Annotated in this window: 18 protein-coding genes, 1 tRNA gene and 1 pseudogene; 14 read left to right on the top strand and 6 right to left on the bottom strand. The window is 70.1% G+C overall.

Annotation, left to right across the window (positions count from 1 at the left end; genetic code table 11):
• Positions 1–14: 14 nt before the first annotated feature.
• The 4 genes and pseudogenes from AMK21_RS07400 to AMK21_RS07385 all read left to right on the top strand — a co-directional run.
• Positions 15–908, top strand: coding sequence for a bifunctional DNA primase/polymerase (locus AMK21_RS07400; protein ID WP_073875319.1), 894 nt, complete (start codon positions 15–17; stop codon positions 906–908).
• 566 nt (positions 909–1,474) lie between these two features.
• Positions 1,475–2,077, top strand: a complete 603-nt coding sequence (locus AMK21_RS07395) for a DUF6000 family protein (RefSeq protein ID WP_073875317.1) — start codon at positions 1,475–1,477, stop codon at positions 2,075–2,077.
• A 254-nt stretch (positions 2,078–2,331) separates the two neighbouring features.
• Entirely contained in the window at positions 2,332–4,476 is a 2,145-nt protein-coding gene (locus AMK21_RS07390) for a LamG-like jellyroll fold domain-containing protein (RefSeq protein ID WP_073875315.1), read from the top strand.
• 20 nt (positions 4,477–4,496) lie between these two features.
• A pseudogene (locus AMK21_RS07385) lies at positions 4,497–4,676 on the top strand (GntR family transcriptional regulator); the annotation flags it as partial.
• 377 nt (positions 4,677–5,053) lie between these two features.
• Here the strand turns inward: AMK21_RS07385 and AMK21_RS07380 are convergent.
• On the bottom strand, positions 5,054–5,845 hold the full coding sequence (locus AMK21_RS07380) for a hypothetical protein (protein ID WP_143194846.1): 792 nt from the start codon (positions 5,843–5,845) through the stop codon (positions 5,054–5,056).
• 235 nt (positions 5,846–6,080) lie between these two features.
• On the opposite strand from AMK21_RS07380, the gene AMK21_RS07375 reads away from it, so the two are divergent.
• A complete protein-coding gene (locus tag AMK21_RS07375; RefSeq protein ID WP_073875311.1) occupies positions 6,081–6,614 on the top strand; it encodes an NUDIX hydrolase in 534 nt (177 codons plus the stop codon).
• On the opposite strand, the gene AMK21_RS07370 is transcribed toward AMK21_RS07375, so the two are convergent.
• Positions 6,584–7,942: a helix-turn-helix domain-containing protein gene (locus AMK21_RS07370; protein ID WP_073875309.1), complete on the bottom strand. Its 1,359-nt coding sequence runs from the start codon at positions 7,940–7,942 to the stop codon at positions 6,584–6,586. The genes AMK21_RS07375 and AMK21_RS07370 overlap by 31 nt on opposite strands.
• A 745-nt stretch (positions 7,943–8,687) precedes the next feature.
• Here AMK21_RS07370 and AMK21_RS35020 point away from each other — a divergent pair.
• The 3 genes from AMK21_RS35020 (at position 8,688) to AMK21_RS37040 (ending at position 11,026) form a co-directional block, all read left to right on the top strand.
• A complete protein-coding gene (locus AMK21_RS35020; protein ID WP_158070702.1) occupies positions 8,688–8,843 on the top strand; it encodes a hypothetical protein in 156 nt (51 codons plus the stop codon).
• A gap of 90 nt (positions 8,844–8,933) precedes the next feature.
• On the top strand, positions 8,934–10,145 hold the full coding sequence (locus tag AMK21_RS07360) for a JmjC domain-containing protein (protein ID WP_073875305.1): 1,212 nt from the start codon (positions 8,934–8,936) through the stop codon (positions 10,143–10,145).
• Positions 10,079–11,026 carry an aldo/keto reductase gene (locus AMK21_RS37040; RefSeq protein ID WP_079181091.1) on the top strand — a complete coding sequence of 316 codons (948 nt, stop codon included), beginning with the start codon at positions 10,079–10,081 and terminating at the stop codon, positions 11,024–11,026. Before AMK21_RS07360 ends, AMK21_RS37040 begins: the two co-directional genes overlap by 67 nt.
• A 546-nt stretch (positions 11,027–11,572) precedes the next feature.
• On the opposite strand, the gene AMK21_RS07345 is transcribed toward AMK21_RS37040, so the two are convergent.
• A tRNA-Ser gene (locus tag AMK21_RS07345) sits at positions 11,573–11,662 on the bottom strand.
• Positions 11,663–12,126: 464 nt separating this feature from the next.
• On the opposite strand from AMK21_RS07345, the gene AMK21_RS07340 reads away from it, so the two are divergent.
• From AMK21_RS07340 to AMK21_RS07335, 3 genes are read left to right on the top strand one after another with little or no spacing between them, the layout of a single operon-like run.
• Entirely contained in the window at positions 12,127–12,324 is a 198-nt protein-coding gene (locus AMK21_RS07340) for a hypothetical protein (RefSeq protein ID WP_143194845.1), read from the top strand.
• Positions 12,321–12,497 (top strand): hypothetical protein, encoded by a 177-nt coding sequence (locus tag AMK21_RS35015; RefSeq protein ID WP_158070701.1) that lies wholly within the window; start codon positions 12,321–12,323, stop codon positions 12,495–12,497. The genes AMK21_RS07340 and AMK21_RS35015 overlap by 4 nt, the downstream gene beginning before the upstream one ends.
• A 39-nt stretch (positions 12,498–12,536) precedes the next feature.
• Positions 12,537–12,848 carry a hypothetical protein gene (locus tag AMK21_RS07335; RefSeq protein ID WP_073875301.1) on the top strand — a complete coding sequence of 104 codons (312 nt, stop codon included), beginning with the start codon at positions 12,537–12,539 and terminating at the stop codon, positions 12,846–12,848.
• Positions 12,849–12,925: 77 nt separating this feature from the next.
• On the opposite strand, the gene AMK21_RS07330 is transcribed toward AMK21_RS07335, so the two are convergent.
• On the bottom strand, positions 12,926–14,635 hold the full coding sequence (locus AMK21_RS07330) for a S1C family serine protease (RefSeq protein ID WP_073875299.1): 1,710 nt from the start codon (positions 14,633–14,635) through the stop codon (positions 12,926–12,928).
• Between the two features lie 201 nt (positions 14,636–14,836).
• Here AMK21_RS07330 and AMK21_RS07325 point away from each other — a divergent pair, with 201 nt between their 5' ends.
• From AMK21_RS07325 to AMK21_RS07310, 3 genes are all read left to right on the top strand, one after another.
• Positions 14,837–15,673 carry a glycerophosphodiester phosphodiesterase gene (locus AMK21_RS07325; RefSeq protein ID WP_199863138.1) on the top strand — a complete coding sequence of 279 codons (837 nt, stop codon included), beginning with the start codon at positions 14,837–14,839 and terminating at the stop codon, positions 15,671–15,673.
• A gap of 94 nt (positions 15,674–15,767) precedes the next feature.
• Positions 15,768–16,376 carry an ATP-binding protein gene (locus tag AMK21_RS07315; protein ID WP_079181090.1) on the top strand — a complete coding sequence of 203 codons (609 nt, stop codon included), beginning with the start codon at positions 15,768–15,770 and terminating at the stop codon, positions 16,374–16,376.
• 147 nt (positions 16,377–16,523) lie between these two features.
• Positions 16,524–17,489 carry a DUF5926 family protein gene (locus tag AMK21_RS07310; protein WP_073875295.1) on the top strand — a complete coding sequence of 322 codons (966 nt, stop codon included), beginning with the start codon at positions 16,524–16,526 and terminating at the stop codon, positions 17,487–17,489.
• A 250-nt stretch (positions 17,490–17,739) separates the two neighbouring features.
• On the opposite strand, the gene AMK21_RS36820 is transcribed toward AMK21_RS07310, so the two are convergent.
• Both AMK21_RS36820 and AMK21_RS07300 read right to left on the bottom strand, forming a co-directional pair.
• Positions 17,740–18,102, bottom strand: coding sequence for a hypothetical protein (locus AMK21_RS36820; protein WP_073875293.1), 363 nt, complete (start codon positions 18,100–18,102; stop codon positions 17,740–17,742).
• 413 nt (positions 18,103–18,515) lie between these two features.
• Positions 18,516–19,199, bottom strand: a complete 684-nt coding sequence (locus AMK21_RS07300) for a bifunctional DNA primase/polymerase (RefSeq protein ID WP_073875291.1) — start codon at positions 19,197–19,199, stop codon at positions 18,516–18,518.
• Between the last annotated feature and the right edge of the window lie 155 nt (positions 19,200–19,354).

Below are 19,354 nucleotides of genomic sequence, written 5' to 3'. Positions count from 1 at the left end.
ACGAAACTGTAGCCATGGCCACCACCGATCGGCAGACCGCCACCCTGGCCCTCGCCCACGCCCTCGCCGCCGCCGGGCGCGGGCTCCCCGTCTTCCCCCTGTCCGCCACCAAGCTCCCCGCGCTGCGCTCCCCCCACCACGGCGAGCAGCCGCGGGTCCACTGCCGGGGCGAGTGCGGGCTGCCGGGCCACGGAGTGCACGACGCCGCCACCGACCCCACGGCGGTCCGAGCGCTCTTCGCCGCCGCGCCCCGGGCCACGGGGTACGGCATCGCCTGCGGGCGCGCCCCGCACCGCCTCATCGGCATCGACCTGGACATCGACACCGCGCACGGCAACGACTCGGTGGGCGCCCTCCGGCAGCTGGCCCTCCAGCACCTGTTCACGATCCCGCCGACGGTCACCGTGCTCACCCCGAGCGGCGGCCGCCACCTCTGGCTCACCGGCCCCGCCGACACCACGGTCCCCAACTCGGCCGGCCGCCTCGCCCCCGGCATCGACGTCCGCGGGACCGGCGGCTACCTGGTCGGCCCCGGCTCGATCACCGCCCACGGCCGCTATCGCCTGGCCCCCGGCACCGCCCACCTCACCCCGGCCCCCTGCCCCCGCGCCCTCCTCCGCCTCCTCACCCCACCCCCGCGCCGCCCGGTCGGTACCGCCATGGCCGGCGCGGGTACACCGGAACCCCCGGGCCGCCGGGGCGAGGGCCTGATCCAGTTCGTTCTGGCGGCACACGAAGGCCAGCGCAACACCCGCCTGTTCTGGGCCGCCTGCCGCGCGTACGAACACGGCTTCGGCGACGCCCTGGCCGACGCCCTCACCAGCGCAGCGGTCCGCACGGGCCTCACGGAACAGGAGGCCCGTGCGGCGATCGCCTCGGCGGAACGGCTGACGCGGGGGCGGGGGTGACGGCACGGTGACATCGCTGCCACGACGGTTTTCACACCGTCATGTCATCGTGCCCGCTACGTGCCCCACGGGCCATCGCGGAAGCCTGCTGGCGCTCTCTGCGCTTGCTCCGCCGGTCAGTGCACTACCTGATCGTTCAGGAGAACAAGGAGCCCACCAGTATCGCGCCGTAGTGCACGCATTGGTGCCACCGCTTGCAGTAGCGCTTCGCCCGCCACAACGAACGCCGCGTGAACCGCTTCTCGCACCAAACGCACTTGCGAGTCGTCCCACCCCCCATGGCCACGACCCTATCGGCCAACGTCGATGCACCGAACAGGAACCAGCCCGACCGTGTGTTCCCAGGGGAGACGGTTCTTCTCCTGCGCGGCCCACCGGTGCCGCTTCTGGCTTTGTTCACGAGTATCGGCTCTGGCTCATCTTCTGTGGAGCAGTGACGCTGCGTCCTGTCGAAACCCTGCTCACCCGACCTGGGTCCCAGTTGGCGCCCCTCGCGTCTCAGGGCCACGGCAGGCTTACTCCGGCGCGCGCCCTCAGCTGCGCGCTCGTCGCGAGAGGAGGGGGTGGTGATCCGCTACGACCCCGAGATACAGGCCCTGTACCGCCGCTATTGCCTCCCTGCGCGCCGCTACCTGAAGCTTGGCGGAGCGGTACTTCGCATGTCGCGCGAGGAGTACGAGCCATTCGTTCATGCCCTGGCCGCTGATGCGAGGGCTGTTACCGACGCCGAGCTCACCATCCTCTTCGAGGGCAGTTGGCGCGAGCGGCGCACCGCGGCATGGCTCGCCGCCGTCTCGCGCCGTGACCACTTCCGCGAGCGGCTGGGAGCGCTGCTGCTGGAGAGCGAGGTCTGCTGCGCGGGTGGGGCCTACTGCGCTGCGTTGGCGAGTTTCGGCACCGCGCGGGACGCCGACCTGCTCGCCGCCTACCTGGATCACTACCTGCATCGGCCCGACCTCGCCTACGACCAGCCGACAGCCATGGGCGCGCTGGCGTACACCGACTCCGTCCTGCACAGCGACCGGGCCAGCCGTTTCCTCCAGGAGGGCGGCCTGTGGCGGCAGTGGTTCCAGAACGCGCCCCACATGCACGGCGAGGACGGCATCTCCACCTACCTGGGCGGCATCCGCCTCACCTGCACCGTCATCGACGGATGCGCCGGCATCTGACCCCATCGGTCTTGTTCGCGTCGAAGACTCTGGCTCGTCGTCCTTGACGCGGCGACCCTCCGTCACACCCACAGAAGTTGAGCCAGAACCAGAACGGGTTCAGGCTCAACTTCTGTGGACCTGTTGCGGAGCGTTACTGGTGACGGCCCCGGTGGCGTGCACCCCGGCGATACTCGGGAGCGGCCCGCGTGCGCTGCTGCTAGCCTCCCCCCGGCCAACGATCTTCGGTGGCGTCACAGGGGAGGGATACGCGCATGGTGAGACGTACGGGAGTTGCTCGGGCGAGACGGGCGGCTGCGGTCGCGGTGGTCGCCGCCGGGACGGTGCTGGCGTCGCCGGGCACCGTACTGGCGGCGTCCGGCGCGCTCCCGCCGAAACAGCCGCTGACCGCCGACCTGGAGACTGGCAGCGAACCGTGCGTGTCCGGGGACGAGCGGCCCTACGTGGGATCCGTCCCGCGGCTGACGGCGCGGCTGTACGGGCCCGGCGGCGGACAGCCGGGCCAAGTGAGCAGCGTGCGCGGTGAGTTCGAGGCCTGGTGGCAGGGCGAGGGCGGCGCCGAGGAGCGCGTGACCATGACCACCACCACGATGTCCGACATCGCCCCGTTCAGCTGGCAGCTGCCGGGCGAGATCCCCGACGAGACCGTCATCTCCTGGCGGGTGCGTGCCGTCAACGACGCCGGGGCGTCGGCCTGGAGCAGCGAAGGGGCGGGGGCGCCCTGCCAGTTCGTGTACGACCGTACCCTGCCCGACGCCCCGGTCGTCACCTCCGGCGACTACCCGGACGACAACACCTGGACGCCCGGGGTCGGCGTCCGGGGTACCTTCCTCGTCACGTCGCAGGCCGACGACGTCACGGCCTATGCCTACTCCTTCATCGGCGGACCGTCGAAGACGGTCGAGGCCGAGTCCGACGGATCGGCCGAGATCCGCTTCCTGCCGGAGAGCGCCGGCGTGCAGACCCTCTCCGTACAGGCACAGGATCGAGCGGGCAACCGTGGCCCGCGCACCAGCTACACCTTCCGGATCGGGGAAGGCCCCGCCCCGGTGGCGCGATGGAAGCTCGCCGACGCGGCGGGCTCCCGCTCGGCCGCCGCGGAGACCGGTACCGCCGCCCGTGCCGGTGCGGGCGTCACCTTCCGCGCGCCCGCGCCGTCCGGCACACCGCTCACCGCCACCGCCTTGCTCGATGGATCGGGGCACGGCTTCCTGACCCCGGGCGCCCCGGTCGTCACCGACACCGCGGAGACCTTCGCGGTCGGCGGCTGGGTGCGGCCGGGACGCGTGGACGGCACCCGTACGGTCCTCTCGCAGGACGCGGGCACGGCACGCGCCTTCACTCTGGGCCTGACCCAGGTCGCGGGCGCCCCCCAGTGGTCGTTCTCCGTCGGCGGGGCACAGGTCACGGGCGGGCTTCCCGAGACCGGCGCGTGGGCTTATGTGCTGGGCCAGTACGACGCGGAGACCGGTACGGCACGGCTGTACGTGAACGGCCGCGCGGCCGGCGAGGATGTGGCCGTCACCCCCGTGGCGGGCGAGGGCGCCTTCCAGATCGGCCGGGCGCGTGGCGCGCAGGGGTACCGGGACCGCTGGCAGGGCGAGATCGGTGACGTACGCGCGTACGACCGGATCGTCGTGGGCTCCGAGGTGAAGGACCTCGCCACCCGTGCCGCGCGGCGGGTCGGCCACTGGGCGCTCGACACCGCGCCGGACGGCCTCGCCCCGGAGGAGGGCGGCGGCGCGCCGCTGAAGCTGGGACCGGGCGCTTCGCTCTACCGCCTCGACGACCCGTGCGACCCGCTGGACCTTGAGTGCGGGCAGGACTTCCCGCTGGAGATGGACGGCGACGGCCACCTCCGCCTCGACGGCGTCTCGGGCCACGCCGCCACGGACGCGCCCGTGGTCGACACCTCGGGGAGCTTCACCGTCAGCGTCCGGGTCCGGCTCGCCGACGACGAGCCGGCGGCGCCGATGACCGCGATCTCCCAGGGCGGCGAGCACGGCGACGCCTTCAAGGTGCGCTTCGACCCGGAGAGCTCCAGCTGGGACCTGGTGATGGCCCACGCCGACGCGCCGGGCGCGCCGGAGACCGTGCTGAGCCGGATCGAATCGCCGGACGGCAACAGCGGGCCCGGCCACCGGGTGACCGTCGTCCATGACGCCTCCGTCAAGCAGGTGTCCTTCTACCTGGACGGGGTGAAGTTCGGCGAAGGCGGTACGGCCGACTTCGCCGCCGCCTGGAAGAGCACGGGCGGGCTCCAGCTCGGCCGGGGCCGCACCGCCGACGGATGGGGCGAGTATCTGCACGGCGCGGTAGACAGCGTGTTCGCCTACGAGGGCGCGCTGAGCGAGGAGGACATCCGCCAGCTGCCGTGGCTGCCGGCAGCCGGCCGCTGATGAGAGCCACCGCCGCTTCGGGGCCTCATGCCGGGGCGGCGGTCGCGCACAGTGCACTACTCGGCATCCAGAAAGCCGCGCTCGTGACGCACATCCGGCGGACGTACTACAGCGACGAGGGCCGCCCCGTGGAGACAGCGGACATCGTGGTGCCCGCAGCGCACTGCGAGATCGTCTACGAGATCCCGATCAGCCGCTGACGTGCTGCCCCCGGCAGCTCCAAAGCCGTGCCCTAGCCCTGGCCCCTGCGTGCCCCTTCCGTGCCCGACGGAGCAGGAAACCAGGGGGAACAGCGGTGCCCGGCGGGGAACGGCATGGCAGAGGCCCCCGACCATACGTACTGGTCGAGGGCCTCTCGCCTGCGGTGGGTGTGGGATTTGAACCCACGGTGACATCGCTGCCACGACGGTTTTCAAGAGAGTGCTGCGGGAAGCGCCGATGGCGTCTCTGACCTGCTCTCTACCTGCCCCTGGGGATCCTCACCACTGATGGCGGTCCACGCCTGGTCCATTGGCCCAGGCGACTCGCAGTCTCACCGGCGGCGGTGGGGTCCCGGGATCTCGCCGGCCTGCGGCTCTCAGCGGCAGGCGGCCAGATTCACCGCGGTCTCCTTGATCAGGTCACGGACGAGGAGAAGCGCTTCGTCGCACATCGAGCGCACCTCTTCCTGAACGCGCAGTTTCCTGGGAGGTGCGGCATCAGCTCTGGTGACGTTGTCCATGTCCAGTCTGTGAGCCACGTCGTTCCTCGCCGTGAAGAAGGCATCCAGCGAGGTGAAGCGTCCCCTGGGTACCTGCTGGTTCGTAATCCCGAGCGAGGATGCGGCACGAGTCCGAAGATCACCACTGCCCTGAAAGCTGGCCTTCGTCTTGCTCTGCACGTAGAGGCTGAGCAGCTCCGGTCGCGGATCCTGCGACTTCAGCGCGGCTAGGAAGCTGTCTTCGACCTTCGGCGCTCTCGCCTGTTCCTCAACGAACGTCTCGTACTTGTCCCTCGGCGTACCTGGGCGCGTGATCAGCGCTGGAACAGAGTGCTCAATGAGGGCTTGTACCGAGGCGTCTACGCCAGCCGAGGTGAACACAATGGCGGCACGCAGCAGGTCTTGGGCATCAGAGTGGAGACGTCCCCTAGTTTCGGCCTTGTTCTGCTGCGACCGCTCGCGTCGGACTAGGTGCAGCGTGTCGAACAGGCCAGACACGCTGCTGTGCGTGCTGCGCAGCTTCCACCAGGCAGGTATGACCTCAGGGCACTTGTATGGACGGTTTCCCAACGCACTGAGCTTCAGCCTAGTGAGGTTCCCCGGCTTCTCTGGTGCCTCAGCCAGTGCCGTCGCGGTCTCCTCGGGATCGACTTCCTCTGGCGTAACCACTTGCGGCTCCATTGCCACCCCCCTGACGGATCCGTCTCGGCGAGCAACATCATGTCGCACGTCTGGGGGCTGACGGTCAGTTCTTCCTGGCTGGGAAGCGCTGAGGGTCCCTCGCAGCTACTCAGCACTCAGGTTCTCGTCGGCATGACATGAATCCTCACTGAACCTAGCCTTAGTTAGCCCTAGTTAGCCCTAGTTCTGCGATGCTGGAGGCCGATCGAGAGGGGTCGCAGCGATGCAGTGGAAGATCCACGGGGAACGTCCGATCTACGAAAACAAGTGGGTGAACCTGTGGCTCACCGACATCGAAACGCCGGACGGCCACCGCTGGGAACACCACGTCGTCAAACTCCGCCACCTGGCCGTGGCCGCCGTGATCAACGACCGCCAAGAAGTCCTGATGATGTGGCGCCACCGCTTCATCACGGACGCGTGGGCGTGGGAGCTTCCCATGGGCCTGGTGGAAGCGGACGAGACCCCCGGCGAGGCTGCCGCCCGTGAAGTCCTCGAAGAGACCGGCTGGCGTCCGGGCCCGATGAAGCCGCTGCTTTACGCTGAACCGGCGAACGGCATCACGGACTCCCAGCACCACCTGTTCCGTGCGGACGGTGCCACGTACGACGGGACGCCGACCGAGAAGAACGAGTCGGATCGCGTCGAGTGGATCCCGCTGGTGAACATCCGGGGCATGATCGACCGCCGCGAGATCGTCAGCAGCGGCTCCCTGGTCGGCCTCCTCTACGTCCTGATGGACGAAGGGGTTCGCTGACCCTGCGGGGGAAGCATCGCTCGTAGACGTGCCTCGAAGGCAACCGCGGCCGGCACCTCGCGATAGGGCGCAAGCTGCTCGTAGAACTCGCGAAGGTGCCCGGCCACCCGCTCGGACGACACCGCCGCGGCAGGCACCAGGGCCTCTATCGCCGTGTGGCACGCCTGGTCGAGCTTGCCGCGCTGGAGCTGCGTGCGGGCCAGCCAGAAGGCATGGAACGCCCGGCCACGCTGGTTCGCAGGATCCTCCCGCGCCAGCGCATCCGCGATCAGCGGTTCGGCAATCGCTGCCTCGCCAAGACGGCCGTGTGCAATGCCGGTGTCCACGATGAGCTTCGGTTCATCGAAGTACGTCACCCATGCCGGGTCCGGGTCGCCCTCGTGGATGCGCTCGAACTGACTGTGAGCCTCGGAGATCGCGGTATGCGTCGCCTTCCGGTCCCCCAAGGTCGCGTGGGCGAAGGCTTCGCGCATGGCCAGCATCGCCCGCACTCTCGGCGTCGCCCCGCTGGCGGCACGGGCCTGGTCCTGGGCAGCAGACACCAGGGCAAGCGCGTCCGCCGGCTTGTCCTGGTAGGTCGCTTGCAAGCTCATGCAGGCCAGCACGTTGGCCATGAACGGATGGTCGTCAATCTCTCTGGCCAGTTGCAGAGCTTCCGAGAAGTACGCGCGGGCCTGCTGGTACTGCCGGGCGTCGAAGTACGTCCAACCCGTCAGCCGCGCCAGCTCCGCCGCAATGCCGTAGAGGCCGTTCTGTATCGGCGTCGGCCGCTGGCCCTTCAGCAGCCCTTCGACGTATCGCAGCTGGCCGACGACGGCCGGTCGAAGGGTCTCCCCTCCGTGCTCGTCGTCGCGTCGCCAGTAGTCCTCGATCGAGGACCGGAGCGCCTGGAGAGTGGAAGGGCTCGGCTTGCTACCGGCAGCCAAGGCAAGGATGCTGTCCACCTCCACCCCGGGTAAGGCTGCAAGCGGCCTGAGCCCGGCAGGCGGGTGCACCAATTCCGGTGGCTCTCGCTCTACCACCGCAAGCGCGACTGGCGTTTCCCACTCCCGTCGGGCAAGCCCGAGCATGTGCCCCGGGATGCGCAACCCATCGGCAATCCGCTCGATCACGTCCATGTGGAGGAGCTGCCGCTGGCCCGCGATTACCTCCCCCACCCGGCTCGGCGTCAGCTCACACTGGCGCGCGATCATCGACGGGTAGATGCCAGCGCGTGCCTTGACCAGGCGAAAGACCCTCGCGAAGTCGCGCACGCGGCACGCATCGATCATCTCGGGATCGGTGAGCAGACTTGCCGGTAGTTCCTTCGTGCGACGTGACTCGGGCATCGGGCACGCTCCGGAGGAAGACTACGGATCGCTTCAAGGTCTCAACCGACCGTGATGTTACCCAAGTTGGGTAATCCGCTGGGCCTTTCTGGCACGTCGTCCTGATCGCCATCCTTCTGGACATGGCGAAGCGACCGAGGACGACCGCCTTGAACGATTCGGCGGGCACTCCTGACACAGAGCGAACGGCCCTCGGGGCAACCCCTGACCTGGGCATAGAGCCCCGCGTCCTGATGAGCATCCGGGTATCGCGGGACTCGGGCCGGACGTGGTCGCCGAGCACACGGGTCCTGGAAGGCGACCCGTTCGACATCCTCTCCAACCCCGGCCGCTACCCCCCGTGCGAGTGCCCCCGCTGTGGCGGGACCTCGTCATCGGCCCGTGCCCTTCAGCCGGCATCCACCGCGCCGGGGGCGGCGTAGTGGCCGCCTTCCGACGTTGAACGCCCCCTTAGAACGGGATTCCCGGGTACGTGGCCGAGCACCGTGGGGCTGGCGCCAACAGCTCGCCGTGCTCCTCTACGCCGCGGCCGTCATCGTCCTGGTGGTCACCCTGGCCATCGCTGGTGATCCCGGCCGCTGACCGGCAACCGGCTTCCGGCACGAATCCCGAGTTCGCGCGATCCGTGGCCTCGCGCCACCCCTGTCTCCTCACCGGCCCGGAAACAACAGGGCTAGTGAGGCACGCCCCATCGGGGCTGGGCCGGCACCCGTCGGCCCTGGACTTCCAGGAAATGGAGACACACATGGCAGCGCAGAAGGAAGACCTGCTGATCGGCGTCGAGAGCCTGATCAAGGTCCAGGACCGCTTCACCTCTGCGGCGGCGGAGTCCGACTCCACCGGCACCTCCGCGGGCGACGACGGCGAGAACCGCGACGGCCTGAACCTCCCGCAGGAATAGCACCACCAGCACGCCACAGCACCAACCGGGGGCTCGCCATCCACGGCGGGCCCCCGGCCCTCACCCCCATGACGCAGACCGGAGGAACACGTGGACCACCACTTCGTCACCGCGATGGAGAAAGCCCTCGGCTGGGACGGACCCCGGGAACTCGGAGCCGCTTTCGCCCGGGGAACGATCGAGGATCTTGAGCTGCTCGATCGCCTGCTCAACCCCAGGAAGCTGCTGGACCTGGTGATGCGCCGCAGCGTCACCACACCCCAGTTCCGCATCTTCCAGGACGGCGCCGAACTGCACCCCGGCCGCTACATCCACCCCTCCGTCACCCGGCGGGGACAGGCCATCCCCATGGCCGACATGCACCGCGTCGGCGCGCTGATGCGCGAGGGCTGCACCATGGTTCTGGATGAGGTCGACTTCTTCGACCCGGCCATGGAAGCCACCTGCCGTGCGCTCCAGTGGTGGGCCCGTGAGCTGGTTCAGGTGAACGCCTACCTGACCACGCAGGACGCCAGCGGCTTCAAGCTCCACTGGGACGACCACGACGTCGTGATCGTCCAGCTCGCCGGCCGCAAGAGCTGGGAAGTCCGCAGTAGCTCGCGCAAGGCTCCGATGTATCGCGACTCCGCCACCAACTCCGAACCCAGCGACGAGATCGTGTGGCAGGGCGTCATGGAGCCCGGCGACGTGATGCACATCCCGCGCGGCTTCTGGCACCAGGCCACTCGGGACGACCAGGGCGACGGCTACAGCCTGCACGCCACCTTCGGCATCGTGAAGCGCGTCGGCGTGAACTGGCTGGCCTGGCTCGCCGACCAGGCCCGCACGCAGGAGCTGTTCCGGTACGACCTGGACCGCTGGAACTCCCCCGGCCAGTGGGAGGGGCAGCAGCGGCTCCTGGCCGACGCCGTCGCCGAGATGGCTACGAAACTGACCCCCCAGGACTTCTTCGATGCGCGCGAGCGGGAACGGCTGGCCGCCCGGCATGTCCCGGCCACCGGCCTGTTCGGGAAGCCCGCGGCCGTCGTGTGCGTCACCGACTTCGAGCCCGTGATCGAGCAGCGCCACGACACCGTGGATGTCCTCGCCGCGGGCAGGAAGCTCACGTTCGCCGGCAAGGCCTACCCCGCCCTCGCCCTGCTGCTGAGCGGCCACCCCGTCGACATCGCCGACGCCGCCGACAAGACCGGCCTGGACGTGGAACAGCTCGCCGAGATCCTGCTGAAGGAGGAACTGTGCACGGAGCTGACCCCCGCCTTGTCCTCGGCCTACACCGGTCTCGTCACCACCGCGACATCCTGACGGCCGCACTCGACCTCGGCGTCACCGCCCTGGACACCGCAGCTGCCTACCTCGGCTTCCGCTCGCACGCGGTGCTGGCCGAGACGGCTACTGATCTGCTGCCGAAGTTTGCCCTGTCCACGAAGGTGGGCTTCTTCCCCGGCGCCGGAGGTGCTGAGCATTCCCTCGATCCAAGTCGGCTGCGCTTGGCCATCGAGAAGGCGGCCCAGGAACTCGGCAGAGAACCTGACACTGTGCTCCTCCACAACCCCGAACGGAGCCTCACGGGCCTGTCCCCGGCCGATGGCCACGCCCTCCTCGGCAGCGCTTGCACCGCCCTGGTCGACGCGGCTCGCGAGGGCCTGTGCCGCACATGGGGTGTGTCTTCCTGGGACACCCGGCCGCTCGGCATGGTCGGGGTGGACGACCTGCCGTCTCCGGACGTCCTCATGGTCCGGGCCGGGTTCCTCGTGGGCATCGACCTCCACGCATCCGGCAGGCCCGGGTCTTCGAGCACCAGGGCGCCCTTGGCGACAGACGGCGATGCAAGCAGCTCCAGCTCATCCGCACGCCACATCACCGGTTCGCCCGGCTCGCGCCATGCCACACCCTGGTACCACTCGGGCATCGCGACCCCTTGCAGTACGGCAGCAGCCTCGGTCCCGTTCCAGCCCTGCGGGCCGATCCGCTCGAATCCCCGCCGCTCAATACGCACCCACGTGCCCCGCTCCGTACGGCCGCCCAAGGAACGGCGCTTGCGCACCAAGACCTCCCGAACCAACCGCACGTGTAGAGCCTCTTCCACGCGCTCCAGCACGTCTTCAACCGGCTGCCGGCGTAGATCCACCTGGGCAGCAACGGGCAGGGATCCGTTCATCACGACCTCCTCGGCGAACGGATGACCGTAGCAGGAAGAGGGCTGCCAACACGATCCGTCCGTCAACATGGAACACGTCAACTTCCGCCCCATCACTGACCGTTGGAAATACGGCGCGCGCCTCGCCCACGCCGGTGGCCGGAGCGGCTTTGGCCGGTGTCCTGTTGGGGTTGGGGTCGGGCATGTTCAGGGGGCCTTACGCTGTCCGGCAACTCGGGCAGGCTTTGATCCCTGGGCGCACTGATACTACATTCCGTGACCCGATCAGTGCATAGAGATCCGAAATTATGAACACCGACGTTCGGCTCATTACTCGGGCAGCTCCATCGGACGCCTGAGGGCGTTCAAAGCCACCAGGCCCGACGAAGCCAGCGCACACCGCTGTTCGACCGGTACGACTGACCGCCCGACCAGTGGAGTGGGCGTCACCCTGGTCGGACTGTGGTCCACACCTGGTCCACACGCGATGATCCAAAGCGGCACAGGTGCGGTTCGGAGTGAGACAGGGCACACGACGAAGGGGCGCCCCTGAGGAGGGGCGCCCCTTCTGGTCAGCACGTTCGCTGACCTGTGGCGGTGGGTGTGGGATTTGAACCCACGGTGACATCGCTGCCACGACGGTTTTCAAGACCGTTCCCTTAGGCCGCTCGGGCAACCCACCTTCGCCCTGCTTCACCTGCTGCGGAGCGGTCAACAGCCTACCGGCTGGGCGCCCCGTGCAGGGCAGTCCGGCCACAGGTCGGCCATAGGGGTTGGAGCCGACCGCGCAGGCGCCTCCCACGAGTCTGCCAGGTCGCGCTCCGGGTGCTGCTCGGCGGGCATGAGGACAAAGCCGTGCCGTTGACGCGCACGGCAACCAGAGGCCCTCGTTCTGCGGGACGGGGGAAGCCGTCGCGCTCTCCGCCCTCTGAGGTTCCTCCGAGGCAACTCCCGGCCCATACCGCGCAATTCGGATCCGTACGTGATCTGCGCCACTTAGCGATTGCCCCTCTCGGGCGCAGCACGGTAGGAACGGCGCAAGAAGACCGCTCGGAGCGCCCAGAGCTTTCTCCGAACATCGCTCAGCGTGACGGTCTCGGCTCCCCGACCAGGGGTCCTCCCGACCTCCATAAGAAACGGGGACGATTGAACCGCATCGCCATGCGTACCGCGCCGCCTCTCATAACCGCCGGCGCCGTCCTGCTCGCAGGAGCCGGCTCGGGTGCCGCCGCTCCGGCGGGCGAGCCGGTTCCGGCCGACGGCGCGATGATCGTGCTGAACGACGGACGTGTCGTCGGCGCCGACGACACACTCACCTTCACGTTCGAAGGGGAAAGCCCATGACGAGCAAGGGCGAATTCAGCGCGATGGTCTGGCCCGAGCTGAACGACCGGCCGAAACACACCGTCAAGGGGTCGCCTCACTTCATGCCTGACAAGAGGAAGCCGCAGTCGACCTGGCTGCTGCCCCGTCAGACCGTGTCGTGGGCCGTGTCCGGCAGCCACACCTTCACGTGAGAAGCGGCGAAGTCCCTGCTGGATGAGGGCATCGTCGACATGGAGTCCCTCGGCGAGGGGGACGGTGTGCTGCAGCAGCAGTTCGGCAACACACTGGCCTCCGTGCCCGAGGACGTGCTGAGCGTGTCGTTCGCGTTGACCTGCACGGGTGGCGCCAAGGTGGCACTGACCTTCCGCCTCGCGGGCAAGGAGGTGGCGTCGGCCGCGGGTACCCACGCGTGCGACGGCTCCACCATCTTCCAGCGGAGCATCGGCACGACCGAGTCAGGTCCTCTCGGCTTCTCGGCCGTCGCCACCGGCGCTGAGAGCGGCGGCTACGCCTACTACTTAGAGAAGAAGCAGCTTCTGTAAGCAGCCTCCGTCAACGGACGGAGCCCCCGCACTCTGTGCGGGGGCTCCGTCGATTTCGGACCGGGCAGTCCGGCCGGTCAGCTGTCGCCCTCGCGCTGGCCCAGGGTGACTTCGGTCGTGGCCGTCTTGCCGTCGCGCTCGTAGGTGAGGGTGACCTTCTCGCCCGGCTTGCGGGTCCAGATCTCGCCGATCAGGGTGGGGCCGCTGTCGATCACGGTGTCGTTGAACTTGGTGATCACGTCGCCCGCCTTGAGGCCCGCCCTGGCCGCCGGGCCGTTCGGGGTGACGGCAGGGGTGCCGCCCGCGCCCTCGGCGGAGATCGCGGCACCGCCGGTCTTCTCCTCCATCGTCACCGTCGCGCCGATCACCGGGTAGACCGGCTTGCCCGTCTTGATCAGCTGCTCGGCGACGTTCTTCGCCTGGTTGATCGGGATCGCGAAGCCGAGGCCGATCGAGCCGGCCTGGGACTGGCCGAGGCCGCCGCCCGTCGACTGGATCGCGGAGTTGATGCCGATGACCGCGCCCGTGGCGTCCAGCAGCGGGCCGCCGGAGTTGCCCGGGTTGATCGAGGCGTCGGTCTGCAGGGCACTCATGTACGAGTTCTTGTTGCTGGAGCCGTCCCCGGAGGCGACCGGGCGGTTCTTCGCGCTGATGATGCCCGTCGTGACCGTGTTGGACAGGCCGAAGGGGGCGCCGATCGCGATCGTCGAGTCGCCTACCGCCACGCTCTCCGAGTTGCCGAGGGGGAGAGGCGTCAGGCCCGACGGGGGGTTCTTGAGCTTCAGCACCGCCACGTCGTAGCCCTGCGCCCGGCCGACCACCTCGGCCGCGTACTTCTTGCCGTCGGAGAACGTCGCCGACAGTTCGCCGGACTCCGCCGCGGAGGCCACCACGTGGTTGTTGGTGAGGATGTGGCCCTCCTTGTCGTACACGAAGCCCGTGCCCGTGCCGCCCTCGCCGTCGCCGCCCTGCGCGTCGATCGTGACCACGCTGGGGAGCGCCTTCGCCGCGACCCCGGCCACGGTGCCCGCCGGGCGCTTGAGGTCCCTCGGGGTGTCCGACGCCGCGACGGTGGTCGAACTGCCGGAGGAGCCGTTGTCGTTGCGGTCGGCGGCCCAGAAGCCGAGCGCGCCGCCGATGCCGCCCGCGACCAGGGCCGCCACCGCGACCACCGCGACCAGGCCGCCGGCGCCCCGGCGCTTGCCGTTGCCGTGGGAGGGGTCGTGGCCGGGCTGCGGGGCCGGGGCGCCCCAGACCGGGCCGTGACCGCTCCCGTTGCCGATGCCGCCGCCGGGCGTGTGCGCCGCGCCGCCGCCCGCGTACGAGGGGACCGCAGGCGGGGGCGGGGGCCAGGAGGCGGCGCCCGCGGGGGGCTCGGGCGCCGCCCCGTACGGGGCGTGCGGCGGCTGCTGGGGGGTGGGGGGCGTGTGAGGCTCGGCCTGGTGGTACGTGGGCCGGCCGGGGTACGCCGCGGAGTCCTGCGGAGCGCCCGGGTGAGCCGGAGCGCCCTGGTGCGTGGGGGTGTGGCGCGGTGCGTCCGCGTGCGCCGGAGTGGGGGGCGGGGTCGGGGCGGGGGCCGGGGCAGTCGCCTCCGTACCGGAGCCGTCCGTGGCCCTGTCCCGTACGCCGTCGTCCGCCGCCGGAGCGGGCGGAGCTGCCGGAGATCCCGGAGTCGTGGCCGCGTCCGCGGCCGGGTCGGGAGTGGTGGCCGGCACGGGAGGTGCGGGCGGAACGGACGGCACGGCCGGTACCGCGTTGCCCTCGGTGCCCTCGTTCTCGGTGCTCACAGCTCTTTACTCCTCGGTTCCACTCGGCATCCAGTCGGCATTCGGCAAGAAATCCGCTGTGCACGTGTCTGCGGTCAGCTTTTCCCACAGCACGTCGGGCCACTGTAAGCAGGACCTGTGCATCCGCACACCAATCTTTACATCAGACAAAACGGTCCTCCAGGGTGACACGTGCTCGCCTACCCCCACGGCGGTGACACCATGACCCGGGTGACCCACGCACGGCAGCGCAGCCCGCAGACCTCGATCCAGGTCGTCGCCCATCGCGGGGCGTCCGACGACGCCCCCGAACACACCCTGGCCGCCTATCGCAAGGCGATCGAGGACGGCGCCGACGCCCTGGAGTGCGACGTCCGGCTGACCGCCGACGGCCACCTCGTCTGCGTGCACGACCGTCGGGTGAACCGTACGTCGAACGGGCGGGGCGCTGTCTCCGCCTTGGAGCTCGCCGATCTCGCCGCCCTCGACTTCGGCTCCTGGAAGGACCGCGAGGAGTCGCCGGACTGGGATCCGGTGCCGGGCGAGCTCACCTCCGTACTCACCCTGGAACGGCTCCTGGAGCTCTTCACCGAGGTACGGGCCACCGGGCGTCCGCTGCAACTGGCCATCGAGACGAAGCACCCCACCCGGTGGGCCGGACAGGTCGAGGAGCGGCTCCTCCGGCTGCTGAACCGCTTCGAGCTGGCCTCGCCGTCGGCCGACGAGCCCTCCCCCATCCGCATCATGAGCTTCTCCGGCCGCTCCCTGCACCGCGTCCAGGCCGCGGCGCCCGCCCTGCCGACCGTCTACCTGATGCAGTTCGTGTCACCCCGGCTGCGCGACGGACGGCTGCCCGCCGGTTCCCGGATCGCCGGTCCCGGCATGCGGATCGTGCGCGGCCAACCCGGGTACATCGAGCGGCTGCACCGGGCGGGCCACCGGGTGCACGTGTGGACCGTGAACGAACCGGCCGACGTGGAGCTCTGCGCCGAACTCGGCGTCGAGGCGATAATCACCAACCGCCCGAAGCAGGTTCTGTCCCAATTGGGGCGCATTTAGCACAGAACGGCACACCACTGCCACGCGACAGCACCCTCGCGCCGCCATGACGGGGAGTACACCGGCGCATTCGCTGCGCGTTCAGTTGTGTCGAGTGCGTCACCGGCAGCCCCTTGGCCGGTTTCCGGTGCAGCTCAGTGGGGCATCCAACCCGTGGCGTGGGGCAAAGGAGGTCTCGGGGGTGGCGTTGGTGGTGGCACAAGAGGTGCCTGCGTCGTCGAGCATGACCGTTCCCCATGGCCCTGTGGGCGTGGGGCAGGCACGGCACCGGATGCGTGAGCAGTTGCGCGGCAACGGGGTGTCGGACGCGGTCGTGGACGACGCTGTTCTCATTCTTTCCGAACTGCTCAGCAACGCCTGCCGGCACGGCAGGCCGCTGGGACGGCACACCGATGTCGGTGACGGCGACATCCGGGCCGCCTGGCGCGTGGACACGGACGGCGGCCTGACCGTGGAGGTCACGGACGGCGGCGGACCCACCCGACCCGTTCCGGCCACCCCTTCGGTGACGGCACGCGGCGGCCGGGGGCTCAACATCATCAGCGCCCTGGCCCAGGAGTGGGGTGTACGGGACGACTCGGCGGGCGAGGTCACCGTCTGGGCCCACGTCCCCTGCCCGAAGCCGCCCGAGCTGGGCGCGGTCGGCGGACTCACCGGGTTCGAAGGGCTCGACTTCTCCGATGTCCTCGACGACGCGAGCTGAAACGGCTGCCGGGTCACCTGAAGTGGTTGCCCGGCGACTTCGTGCGCCCCGGCGAGGGTGGGGCGACGGGCACCTGTGCCGCGAGGGTGCCGCGGACGGCTAGGCTCGCGCCGAGTCCGCACTGTCGCAATCGGGAGAATGCCCACCATGGCCAAGAAGCGCCCTCAGACCAAGGCCGGGAAGCAGCAGCTCAGGGACGGTGAGATCCCGGTCGTCGGGGCCCGTGAGCCCTGCCCGTGCGGTTCGGGCCGTCGTTACAAGGCGTGTCACGGCCGCGCCGCCGCCCAGGCCGTGACCGAGCTCGTCCACCGCCCGTTCGAGGGACTCGCGGGCGAGTGCGACTGGGTCGCTCTGCGCGAGCTGGTGCCCGCCGCCACGGTCGAACTGACGCTGAAGGGCGGTCTGCCCGAGGGCGTTTCGTCGGTGACGCTGGCGACCGTCCTGCCGATGGCGTGGCCCGCCCTGCGCCGCGACGACGGTTCCGTCCTCCTCGCCCTGCAGAACGACACGTCCTCCGGCGACCTCAGCCGCGACCTCGCGGACACGCTCCAGCGCGCGCTGGAGGTCGAGCCCGGCACGCCGGTCACCGCCCGCCGCGTACCGGCCGACGGGCCGCGCCTGCAGGATCTGCTCGACCCGGACGCCGCGTTCGAGCCGGTCGTCCACACCGGGTTCGAGTTCTGGGTGCCCGACGCGGAGAACGCCACCCCCGAGGTGTCCGCCTCCCTGGAGCGCGCGAACGCCGCCGCGATCCCGACGGTGCTGCTCTCCGGCGCCGACGCCGCGTACTGGTGCGAGACCCCGGAGAAGAACCACCTGCGCTGGGTCATGCCGCACCCCGAGGAGCAGCTCCTCGACGCGCTCGCCCGGCTGCACGCCGCCGGCACCTCCTCGCTGGGCGAGGACACCCGGCTGGTCGGCTCGTTCCGGGCGCACGGTCTGGTCGTCCCCGTCTGGGACCTGCCGAGCTCGATGGGGGCCGAGGCGTGCGAGAAGCCGGCCGTCGCGTTCGCCGAGCGGCTGGCTACGGCGCTCGCCTCCGACGCCCCGCTCACCGCCGAGGAGCGCCGTGCCCGCGGCGGGCTCACCAACCGCCAGGTGACGCTCAGCTGACCTTGCCGACGGCTCTGCCGGAGCCCCGCAGGACCCCTGCCGACAGCCACGCCGAGTCGGTGACCCGTGTCACAACTCACCGTACTCACAAGTAAATCGCCGCCCTCATAGGCGAGATCGAATTTGCGAACGGCAGATCTCTTGTTACCGTTCTAAAAGCCCGGTCGCTGGTGCATCCCCCGTCGCCAGCGACCGGGCGTCTTCGTTTCCGGCCGCGGCCCCCACCGGCCGGCCGCGACCGCTCGCGCACTCAGTCCGATGCGCCCGGCGCACGGTGCGATCCGGCCCTGAGCAGCAGCGGCGCCTCCTCCACCGGCCCGGCGCCCGCGTACTCCGCCACCGCCGTATACGCGTCGGGATCACCCGCCGATGCGCTTCGCGGGGTCTCGCAGCTGCCCGGCTCGTCGTGGGCCGCCAGGACGCAGTGCAGCTCCACGGTCCGCCCGCCCGGCCCCATCAAGGTGAGGACGGCACGGAGTTCCGCACCGGAGGTGTTGCGGTGGTAGGCACGTGCCCAGGTCTCACCGCCCCCGGTCATGACACAGGTCTGCGCCTCGACGCCCTCAGGCGAGACGAGCTCGGGACCGCACCGGGCGGCGCCCTCGCGGCTCATTTCCGATGGCGACGCCGACGGAAGCGGAGAAGAGGAATCACCCGCATTATCGGATGCGTCATCAGAAAGCTTTTTCTCCTGCATTTCTGATGAACTGTCCGGAGATTCCTCACCTGTCGATACGGGAGCCGGGGAACCGCCGGGATCCGCGGAAGCAACGATCGGAATCAGGCACGCGAACGCGGCGACGGCCGTGAGACCGATCATGCGGAGATTCATGGTGGCCCCCTTGCCGGCCGCGCGGGCAATCGCAGATACGCGGGTACGCGACGACGCGGACGCACGGGCATTCGGGGCGACGATATCGACGTGAGGCACGCGGCCGGGCCGTCCGGCGCCCGTTTACCGCGCATACGGCCCGGCTCATACCCGTACGAGTGAGACGTACGAGTGGGAGCCGGGCCACCCGCCCGTCAGTACGCGAGCCGGCTGCCACCGTCCGGGGCGCTGGTGCTCGCCTCGACCAGGGCGTCCAGGACCGCCTCGACATCCGGGAGCCAGGGAGCCGCCGCCCCCGGCGAAGGGGCCCGCTCCCAGCGCACCTGGCCCGCGCCGGTCTCGGACGGGGGCAGGACGAGATAGCCGCCCTCGCCGTGGAAGCGGAGCGAACTGGGCACCCAGTCCTTGCTGTACAGCAGCTCACCGAGCCGTTCCAGCGCGTACGGGGCTACCAGCAGCGACCACCGGGTGGGCGTCGCCACGACGGGGCCCAGCCGCATGCCCATGCCGTCCAGGGCGACCAGAGCCCTCGCTCCGGCCAGGGCGGGCAGGCTCACCGCGCAGGGAGCCCGGCCGCCGGTCGCCAGCATCACCGGGGCCGCGGGGCGGTTGGTCCACCACCAGCGCACCATGCGCTCGTCCGTGGTGGCCGCCAGCAGTCCGGGGTCGAAGGGGTGCGCGCCGGGAACGGCGCAGTCGGGGTCGGGGCAGGCGCAGCCGAGGCCACGCCCGTCGGGCAGGGCGGCCGGCGCGGTTCCGGCTCCGGGGAGCACGGGCCAGTGCCATGCGGTGGCGAAGGTCAGGGCCGCGTCGAGCCGGGCGGCACCCTCCTTACGCCGGAGCCGGAGCCTGCGTCGCCTTCCGAGGATCTCGCGCATGAGCGCTCGTTCCTTTCCGTTGAACGCCGAGTCCACATGACGCCACGCGGGGTGGGACATCGCGTGTGCGTCTCTTCGCTGTGCGTACGTGCTCATCAGGTTCTGCGGGGACGGGCGTGCCGTCGGTACCGAGCGTGAGCCGAGCCGAGCCGAGT

Origin of the sequence: Streptomyces sp. CB00316 (assembly GCF_001905595.1) — a bacterium.
In the GTDB taxonomy this organism is placed as follows: domain Bacteria; phylum Actinomycetota; class Actinomycetes; order Streptomycetales; family Streptomycetaceae; genus Streptomyces.
The sequence above is the reverse complement of the archived record's forward strand: the minus strand, read 5'-3'. Positions and strand labels throughout refer to the sequence as shown.

Excerpts from the sequence above, each read along its gene's own strand:
- AMK21_RS35015 (WP_158070701.1), top strand. The coding sequence starts at position 12,321 with ATGACGAGCAAGGGCGAATTCAGCGCGATGGTCTGGCCCGAGCTGAAC.
- AMK21_RS36820 (WP_073875293.1), bottom strand. The coding sequence starts at position 18,102 with ATGAGCCGCGAGGGCGCCGCCCGGTGCGGTCCCGAGCTCGTCTCGCCT.
- AMK21_RS07310 (WP_073875295.1), top strand. The coding sequence starts at position 16,524 with ATGGCCAAGAAGCGCCCTCAGACCAAGGCCGGGAAGCAGCAGCTCAGG.
- AMK21_RS07400 (WP_073875319.1), top strand. The coding sequence starts at position 15 with ATGGCCACCACCGATCGGCAGACCGCCACCCTGGCCCTCGCCCACGCC.
- AMK21_RS07300 (WP_073875291.1), bottom strand. The coding sequence starts at position 19,199 with ATGCGCGAGATCCTCGGAAGGCGACGCAGGCTCCGGCTCCGGCGTAAG.
- AMK21_RS07375 (WP_073875311.1), top strand. The coding sequence starts at position 6,081 with ATGCAGTGGAAGATCCACGGGGAACGTCCGATCTACGAAAACAAGTGG.
- AMK21_RS07335 (WP_073875301.1), top strand. The coding sequence starts at position 12,537 with ATGGAGTCCCTCGGCGAGGGGGACGGTGTGCTGCAGCAGCAGTTCGGC.
- AMK21_RS35020 (WP_158070702.1), top strand. The coding sequence starts at position 8,688 with ATGGCAGCGCAGAAGGAAGACCTGCTGATCGGCGTCGAGAGCCTGATC.
- AMK21_RS07390 (WP_073875315.1), top strand. The coding sequence starts at position 2,332 with ATGGTGAGACGTACGGGAGTTGCTCGGGCGAGACGGGCGGCTGCGGTC.
- AMK21_RS07325 (WP_199863138.1), top strand. The coding sequence starts at position 14,837 with ATGACCCGGGTGACCCACGCACGGCAGCGCAGCCCGCAGACCTCGATC.
- AMK21_RS07370 (WP_073875309.1), bottom strand. The coding sequence starts at position 7,942 with ATGCCCGAGTCACGTCGCACGAAGGAACTACCGGCAAGTCTGCTCACC.